The sequence below is a fragment of the Streptococcus sp. genome, from assembly GCF_041802885.1.
Taxonomy (GTDB): Bacteria; Bacillota; Bacilli; order Lactobacillales; family Streptococcaceae; genus Streptococcus.
Window position 1 is genome coordinate 61,539 of record NZ_JBHCHN010000064.1, and the last position, 7,831, is coordinate 69,369.

At 42.3% G+C, this 7,831-nt stretch carries 8 protein-coding genes; all 8 read right to left on the bottom strand.

Translation table 11 applies throughout. The features are described from left to right. Nucleotides 1–22: 22 nt before the first annotated feature. The 8 genes from ACEYCN_RS08375 to ACEYCN_RS08410 all read right to left on the bottom strand — a co-directional run bounded on the left by ACEYCN_RS08375 (nucleotide 23) and on the right by ACEYCN_RS08410 (nucleotide 7,740). Complete coding sequence (locus ACEYCN_RS08375; protein ID WP_373713832.1) at nucleotides 23–2,770, bottom strand: DEAD/DEAH box helicase family protein; 2,748 nt, start codon at nucleotides 2,768–2,770, stop codon at nucleotides 23–25. A 135-nt stretch (nucleotides 2,771–2,905) separates the two neighbouring features. Then, nucleotides 2,906–3,148: a hypothetical protein gene (locus tag ACEYCN_RS08380; RefSeq protein ID WP_373713833.1), complete on the bottom strand. Its 243-nt coding sequence runs from the start codon at nucleotides 3,146–3,148 to the stop codon at nucleotides 2,906–2,908. 19 nt (nucleotides 3,149–3,167) lie between these two features. Continuing rightward, the gene (locus tag ACEYCN_RS08385; RefSeq protein ID WP_373713834.1) at nucleotides 3,168–3,626 is read right to left on the bottom strand and encodes a hypothetical protein; all 459 of its coding nucleotides are present in this window, start codon (nucleotides 3,624–3,626) and stop codon (nucleotides 3,168–3,170) included. A 13-nt stretch (nucleotides 3,627–3,639) separates the two neighbouring features. Continuing rightward, a complete protein-coding gene (locus ACEYCN_RS08390) occupies nucleotides 3,640–4,326 on the bottom strand; it encodes an N-acetyltransferase family protein (RefSeq protein WP_373713835.1) in 687 nt (228 codons plus the stop codon). A 31-nt stretch (nucleotides 4,327–4,357) separates the two neighbouring features. Beyond that, complete coding sequence (locus ACEYCN_RS08395) at nucleotides 4,358–4,705, bottom strand: DUF6054 family protein (protein ID WP_373713836.1); 348 nt, start codon at nucleotides 4,703–4,705, stop codon at nucleotides 4,358–4,360. A 17-nt stretch (nucleotides 4,706–4,722) separates the two neighbouring features. Beyond that, nucleotides 4,723–6,555, bottom strand: coding sequence for a translation elongation factor 4 (lepA, locus tag ACEYCN_RS08400; protein ID WP_373713837.1), 1,833 nt, complete (start codon nucleotides 6,553–6,555; stop codon nucleotides 4,723–4,725). 96 nt (nucleotides 6,556–6,651) lie between these two features. Next, nucleotides 6,652–7,077 carry a nucleoside-diphosphate kinase gene (gene ndk, locus ACEYCN_RS08405; protein WP_373713838.1) on the bottom strand — a complete coding sequence of 142 codons (426 nt, stop codon included), beginning with the start codon at nucleotides 7,075–7,077 and terminating at the stop codon, nucleotides 6,652–6,654. A gap of 72 nt (nucleotides 7,078–7,149) precedes the next feature. Next, on the bottom strand, nucleotides 7,150–7,740 hold the full coding sequence (locus ACEYCN_RS08410; protein ID WP_373713839.1) for a hypothetical protein: 591 nt from the start codon (nucleotides 7,738–7,740) through the stop codon (nucleotides 7,150–7,152). Nucleotides 7,741–7,831 lie beyond the last annotated feature (91 nt).

Genomic DNA, 7,831 nt, shown 5'->3' on the forward strand with positions numbered 1-7,831 from the left:
TTGACTTATTTGATGCTTCTAGTTATGTAAATTCAGATTTTCGAACCATTTTTTTATTTAGTAGATGATTTTGCTGATTGGCAAGTCCCAAAATTCTAGCCTCCAGTAAATGCTTGCGCCCTAAGGGGGTTCGGGTGTAGATAAGCTCATAAGAACCCAAATAGCTACCAAGACTTTTTACAAAACTTTGAACTTCTTTTTGTTTTGAAAAGACAGAAGGAACAGCAAAATAGGATGACATTTCCTTCTTAGCTTTTTTGCCCGTCTTATGGATCAGATAACGCTGGTTGTCGACAGGTGCAAAAAATTCTTTAATCGTTTGACTAAAAATTTCCTTATCTCGTCCGCTTCCGCCTTTTAAAGAAATCTGCATCAAAACATCATCAAATGTATGAACTTCTACACCACATTCGTTTGTGGAAAGTTTGTCCTGTTCCAATAATGCTTTTAGGATTGCTTGACCAAAAATTTGTAAGCGAGTAAGTGGAGATTTATAGTGGAAATAACGCCACCCTTGAATACCTACAAAAACAAGAAGTCCGAGAACAAATAGTATATTAAACCAATTTGGCGTCCTTAATGAAAATGCGACTCGGATCAAGACTATCAGCCCATCAATTATCAATGAACGGATAAGAGCTCGCTTAGCTTCATAAAAAAGTACTGGGCTGACAAGTTCCGATCTCATCTCAATCAAATTGGCTACATCAAACTTTTCAGAAATGGTAAGCGCTGTTTGCCAGCCATCTTTTATAGCTTTTCGATCGCTAGACCTTTCCAACATAAACTGGTTGATATCCTTTATTTTTTTTGAAGTAAAGGCTGGCTTGATAATACTGAATCTATCAATCCCGCTTTCAATAGTCTGACCATCGTAACTCAGTCCCAAAAAATGATCTGTTCTTCGTCTAAGTAGCTGCAAGTCTGGACTTTCTTCACCATAGGATAAGTCTTGGTCTCCCAAAGTTGACTGTGTTAAATCCATGTGAAGAGTGGGTTGTTCTTTCTCCCTAGAGACTAGGGAGGGCTTCGGGTTAATGGAGACCAAATGCCAGATATTAGCTGTCTTTTCCGGTGCTTTCTGCCATGAACGAATAGCTCGTCCCCTCATTTGATTGCTCAACATAAAACTGCCAATAGTACTGGCTAAAATAAGACTATTGACACATGGAGCATCCCAACCCTCGCCAAGAAGGGCCTTTGTTCCAATAAGAACCTGAATGTCCCCTCGCATAAAGAGTTCAGTTACCGCAGCAGTCAGAAAATGTCTGGAACCAACACTTGAAACTAAAAGATAGTCGGACAAACCAGCAAATTGTTGGAAGCTAACTCTATCTTGACCAACAAATTGTAAAAATGATTTCTTAGCAGAAAGAGGAATGACTACAATACTACCGCACAGAATCCCAAGTTTTATTTCTGGTGATTTTTTCAGAACCTCCCTGCGAATTACTTCAAAAATAGGCAACACACCCAAACTTTGAATACTTATATCTTCCTGACCAATTTGATTCTCAAAGTCTCTACGAATGTAGTCTGTTAAGATGAGCTGCCTCAATTCTTTTCCTAATTGTTTATATTCATGCGCGACAATCGTTTTGATAGAATTGATTTTTCCGATAGAATGGAGGAGCAACTGATCTAATTTTTGATTTCGTGAAAAACAAACTTTTTTCTTCTCAATTAAACCGAGAGATTTCATCTCACTGATTAAACTCTTACGATAAGTTTCATCCACAACATAAAAATCAGGCTCAACATAACAAAAGTGTTGTAAGAGTTGACTCAACCATTCCACAGTGAGTCTAGGCAATTTTTTATCTGAAAGAAGTGTTTTCAAGTTTGTTGGGTAAGGTAACTGCTTAGCCTGTAAAAAAATTAAGAGGCTGGATAAATGGACCGGATTTTCTAACAGTTCCTCATTTGAAAGCTGTCCTTTTAAGGCCTTATGTGTTAAGATTGCTTCTTCAAATGCAGGGTCTTCTAATAATCTGTCACAAAATTGTAAACTGTCCTTATAAAAAGTCTCCAGCTTCTTCTTCTCATCTTTAGTGGGTTCAGAAATATAAACAAAGTCTTGGTGAGGACATAGACTTCCTTCCTTAACTAACTCAGGAATTGAGATTTCTTCATCGACTTCACCACACATATTGATATAGCGTTGCCAAAGATGAGGGGTGGAATCATAGGGAGGTGTGGCGGTCAAAGCTATCATTTTAGCATTCTGAAAAGATTGACGGAACAATTCAAGACTTTTCCACCATTCATTTCGAAGATGATGGCATTCGTCCAGACAAATGGTTGCTAAACCTAGCTCTGTCATACTTTTTATCAAATCAAAACTTGAAAAGTCGACTGACTCTTCAACCTCTGAAAAGACATCATCGGTTTCCTCATTTGTTTCTCTTTTTTCATGCAGTCTACCTTTAAACTGAGAAATAGCAGAATGGAGAGATTGGTAGGTTGCCACCGTGATACGTTTTGGTTCTTTTAAATTCTGTGAAACAAGAGTTGCAATATCAGTTTCCTCTTCTAAAAACGAGGACTTTAAGCGACTGACCCATTGTTCACGAATAGTGATCGTCGGAACCAAGATTAAAGCTGGTTGATTCAGTCGACCAATCAATTCCAAACCAAGTGTCGTTTTTCCAGATCCTGGTGAGGCTACAATATGAATTTTTCCATCTTTCAAATAGCCTTCACCTGCAGACAAAACACGTTGTTGATAGTCTCGCCACTGGCCCTTAAACTGAATAACCCGTTCTCGCATTCACTATCTCCCTTACTCACTCCTATTGTTTCAATGATACAGACTATTATCTCGAAAAACTAATACTATTTTGATGTAGGTTTCCTATGTAATAGACAGCAAAAATATATCTGATTCTATCAATACTTTACAAATTTACTTCTTCCACTTGCGATTGCGGGCAATAAAGAAGAGATTGACCCCGATAAGGACAAACCAGATTCCGGCCATGAGGTAGTTGCCAGTCCGGAGGTTGGTATAGACACCGAAGGCGTAGAGCAGGATGAAGAAGATTCCAGAGGCACTGGCCAAATCCAGCCCTTTCTTAGGAGTCTCTTGGTTAGAAATTACCTCTTGCTCCTTCTTCAATTCTTTAATTTTTTTAGGTTTTGTTGGCATATTCTTTCTAATTTTCCTTCTAATCTTTACTGATAAAAACAGATTCCATGGCTGATTGATGAGTATTGGATTTTGATTTCATTACCAAAATCTGCTTTAATTCATCATGAAATTGTGCAATGGCTATTTGCTTCGTAGCAGGACGTCGTTTAAAGATTTTGTTTAAAAAAGCAATTTCATTTTGAACCCTGGCATCCCAAACGCTATATATAGCATAGAATATTGGAGAAACCAGCCAGGTAAGCCCAAATAGGACTAAAACGGTCGACCATGGTTCCTTTCGGTCAAAGAGGACAACAGCCGCCACAACCAAACCAAATAGAAAACCAAAAACACAACCGCAGCCTAATTGTTCGAAAAAGGATTCCTTAAAAATTTTCCATCGATTTTTACGGTAGTGTTGATATTCAACAGGGCTTAATTGGCGAACCAGATGATTTCGCTCATGGACCCGCGATCGCTTCTCTGCTTCTTCCATCTGTTCCACATTGTTACTCATCTAGCTTCTTCTCCATATTGATTCCATCAACATCCTCGACACATTTCTCCAATCTGAAAAAAGGATATTCCCCGCCATTTGTGGCTTGCTGGTAGCTTTCCACTTTCTCATAGCCCACTTTTTGGTAAAGTGCCAAGGCGCGCTGGTTGAAGCTGGCGACGGATAATTGCAGAACTTGACAGTCAAAGTTCTTGCGGGCATAGTCTTCGATGGCCTGGTAGAAATTAACTCCCAAACCTTTGCCAGTCTGGTCTGGCTTCATACCCAGACCAATTTCCAGATAGTCTTTTTTTGGAAAAAAAGTGGCAAAGCCAAAGAGGGCACCGTTTCGGATGACCTCAAAATAGGTATTTTCTCTAGTGCTTTCGGACAAAAGCTGGGCCAAATCTTCCTCATCCGCCACCATATCATAAAAATCATAGGGGGCGGGATAGTGCCAGCTTGCAATCTGTTCAGCTGAATCCTGGCTCATGGGCTGAATCCAGAAATAGGGCTCCGTCAGCAAGCGCCTGAAATTCTTATCCAGGTTCTTAATCCGCCTGGCCTGGATGTCTGGCTTGTCTGTTTGAAAAACATAGTCCACATAGCCGGCCTTGTAAGGCGGAATCATGGCTAGATAGATGTCTTTCCCTTCCTGGCTCATTTTTTCTGCTATATCTTCTATGCGCTTATCGACCATGAACAACCTTTCTAGGACAGCCTAAGTGGGACTAGCCTTCAACTGGCGTAAACCCCTGTTTTGCCAGAAGGTCGACAGCCATTTTGGCAAAGGAGGCATTGGCTCCCCAAGTAATATTGAGGATTCCTTCGCCGGCACCCGATGCAATCACATCAACGGTGACAGTTTTTCCATCATTGGAAAAGAGGACGGTCAGGCTGGCCATATTCTCTGTGCGGACAAAGTAGCGCTCAAAAACATAGAGGATGGTCTGCATACTCCCAACTTCATAGCCGACTGCTTCTATCACTGTCGCTTCCAATTCCTGGGAAAAGGCCGCAGCACGGCTGGCAAGGGAATCCGTCTCAGGTGAAGTTAGTTTATAGATTTCTTTTGTCATCGAGGGCCACACACTTTCTATTTCTTATCGTCCTCATCCATGGACAGAACGCTGAGGAAGGCTTCCTGTGGCACTTCCACAGAACCGATGGCCTTCATCCGTTTCTTGCCAGCCTTTTGTTTTTCAAGGAGCTTGCGCTTACGGGAAACGTCACCACCATAACATTTAGCCAAGACATTTTTCCGCAGGGCCTTGATGTCAGACCGAGCCACGATTTTTTGACCAATAGCCGCCTGAATCGGCACCTCGAACTGCTGGCGAGGAATGATTTTCTTGAGTTTTTCAACGATGAGTTTGCCCCGCTCGTAGGCAAATTCCTTGTGGACGATAAAGCTGAGGGCATCCACCTTGTCCCCATTGAGGAGGATATCCATCTTGACCAGTTTGGATCTGCGGTACTCTGAAATCTCATAATCAAAGCTGGCATAGCCACGAGTGGAAGATTTGAGTTTATCAAAGAAATCAAAGACGATTTCCGCCAGAGGAATCTGGTAAATGACATTGACCCGGTTGTCATCGATATAATCCATGGTCACAAAATCCCCCCGCTTGCGCTGGGCCAATTCCATAACAGCCCCTACATATTCTTGCGGGACCATGATTTGGGCTTTGACATAGGGCTCCTCAATGCTGTCCACCTTGGTTGGGTCTGGGAATTCAGAAGGGTTAGACACTTCCAGCATGTCCCCATCAGTGGTATTGACATGGTAGACTACCGACGGTGCGGTCATAATCAGGTCAATGTTAAATTCCCGCTCCAAGCGCTCTTGGATGACATCCATGTGAAGCAGGCCTAAGAATCCACAGCGGAAACCAAAGCCTAGGGCTTGTGAGGTTTCGGGTTCAAATTGGAGACTGGCATCATTGAGTTGCAGTTTTTCCAAGGCTTCACGGAGGTCATTGTACTTGTTGGATTCAATGGGATAAAGACCGGCAAAAACCATGGGGTTCATCTGCTTATAGCCAGCCAGAGCTTCCGAAGCTGGGTTGTCAGCCAGGGTGATGGTATCACCAACCCGGGTATCAGCGACTGTCTTGATGGAAGCTGCAATATAACCAACATCTCCAGTAGCCAAGACATCTCGACCAATGGCCTTTGGCGTGAAAATCCCTACTTCGGTCACATCAAAGGTCTTGCCATTGGACATCATCTGGATGGTATCGCCAGGCTTGACCATCCCATTGACAATCCGAACCTGGAGAATCACTCCCCGATAAGGATCGTATACAGAGTCAAAAATCAGGGCTTGGAGGGGAGCTGCAACATCACCAGCTGGTGCAGGCACCTTTTCCACAATCTGCTCCAAAATCTCCCCAATCCCAATACCAGCCTTGGCTGAAGCCAATACAGCTTCTGAGGCATCCAGACCAATCACATCCTCAATCTCATGGCGAACACGCTCAGGGTCAGCAGCTGGAAGGTCAATCTTATTGATAACAGGCAGGATTTCCAAATCCGCATCTAGGGCCAGATAGACATTGGCCAGGGTTTGGGCTTCGATTCCCTGAGCCGCATCCACCACCAGGATGGCCCCTTCACAGGCTGCTAGTGAACGAGACACCTCATAGGTAAAGTCAACGTGCCCAGGGGTGTCAATCAGGTGGAATATATAGGTTTCCCCATCCTTGGCCTTGTAGTTGAGCTGGACCGCATTGAGCTTGATGGTAATTCCACGCTCCCGCTCCAAGTCCATACTATCCAAGAGCTGGGCCTGCATTTCCCGGCTGGATACCGTCTCCGTCTGCTCCAAAATCCTATCAGCAAGGGTCGATTTCCCATGGTCAATATGGGCAATAATGGAGAAGTTCCGAATCTTCTCCTGACGTTTTTTTAATTCTTCGATTGTCATCTTCTTTTCCTATACAGTCAAAATTTTCTTACCCTTCATTATACCACAAAAAGCCGAGTTTCTGCTCGACTTTTCGCTTTCATCAACTTGTAGCTATTAGATGGATTCTTCCCCAAACCAGAGGGCGATTTCCCTCTTGGCAGATTCGGTCGAATCGGAACCATGGACCACATTGAAAATCCCACCTGAATCACCAGGGGCCTGCCCATAATCTCCACGAATGGTCCCTGGCAGAGCATCCTTGGGATTGGTCGCCCCCATCATGGTCCGCCAAGAAGAGATGACCCGATTTCCCGCAATGACCCCAGCCAAGAGCGGACCCGAAGTCATGTATTCTTCAATCTCAGGGAAAAAAGGCTTATCAACCAGGGCCGCATAATGTTCCCTCAAGAGCTCAGGTGTTGCCTGCCGCATCTCCAAGCGTTCAATCACAAACCCCCGCCGCTCAATCCGATGCAAGACATGACCAATCAAACCCCGACTCACCCCATCCGGCTTAATGATAAAAAAGGTTTTTTCCATAGGCACAACCTCCTTCTGTTTTTCTTTCATTGTAGCATAGATGAGGTGGGTGGGGCAAGGGGTTGTTTTTAACTACAGATATCTTTTGATTAAACGCCCGTTAACATATGGTTGAATTACTTTTGGGTTGTAATTATTGATTACTTTTGCAATTTCTTCAGCCTTTTGTTTTGAAGGACTGGAATAAAACTTTATCAATAAAGAAAGCAATTCAGACAATCTACTGTCAGACTTATCATTGTAGAATTTATCTTTAGCCATTTTACAATAAAGATGACCATAGACTGAATTGTCGCAAATAGCGTCAATTTCAACGAAACCAATATAATCACTTATATCGTAGAGATTACTACCTAAATGATCATAACTATTGGTTCGAATAAGTTTAGCCCTTGCTTTTTTAATACCATCCACATAGTCATTGATCACATCATGATTGTCATTCTCAAAGCTTGATAATACTTTTTCGAATCTCAATTTTGTATAGTATTTATACTCAATGTCTAAGTGATTCTTTAACTCCATCAAAATAGACATCGCTCTTTTTTTATCAGTTTTATGAATTTTTAGTGCCGATTTTGAATTTTCGACATAATAACTAAGTCTTTCTTTTATTTGAAGACCAGTATAGGTATCTAAATCAAATTGCAAGGGTTCAAGCATACTTTCAATCTCCTAGATTACTTTATTTTTTTCTTACTGGCAAAAGTTAAACCTAGAAAAAGAAGTGATTATTAGCGCTATCCGAGCAGTG

Excerpts from the sequence above, each read along its gene's own strand:
- ACEYCN_RS08390 (WP_373713835.1), bottom strand. The coding sequence starts at position 4,326 with ATGGTCGATAAGCGCATAGAAGATATAGCAGAAAAAATGAGCCAGGAA.
- ACEYCN_RS08385 (WP_373713834.1), bottom strand. The coding sequence starts at position 3,626 with ATGGAAGAAGCAGAGAAGCGATCGCGGGTCCATGAGCGAAATCATCTG.
- ACEYCN_RS08395 (WP_373713836.1), bottom strand. The coding sequence starts at position 4,705 with ATGACAAAAGAAATCTATAAACTAACTTCACCTGAGACGGATTCCCTT.
- ACEYCN_RS08375 (WP_373713832.1), bottom strand. The coding sequence starts at position 2,770 with ATGCGAGAACGGGTTATTCAGTTTAAGGGCCAGTGGCGAGACTATCAA.
- lepA (WP_373713837.1), bottom strand. The coding sequence starts at position 6,555 with ATGACAATCGAAGAATTAAAAAAACGTCAGGAGAAGATTCGGAACTTC.
- ACEYCN_RS08410 (WP_373713839.1), bottom strand. The coding sequence starts at position 7,740 with ATGCTTGAACCCTTGCAATTTGATTTAGATACCTATACTGGTCTTCAA.
- ndk (WP_373713838.1), bottom strand. The coding sequence starts at position 7,077 with ATGGAAAAAACCTTTTTTATCATTAAGCCGGATGGGGTGAGTCGGGGT.
- ACEYCN_RS08380 (WP_373713833.1), bottom strand. The coding sequence starts at position 3,148 with ATGCCAACAAAACCTAAAAAAATTAAAGAATTGAAGAAGGAGCAAGAG.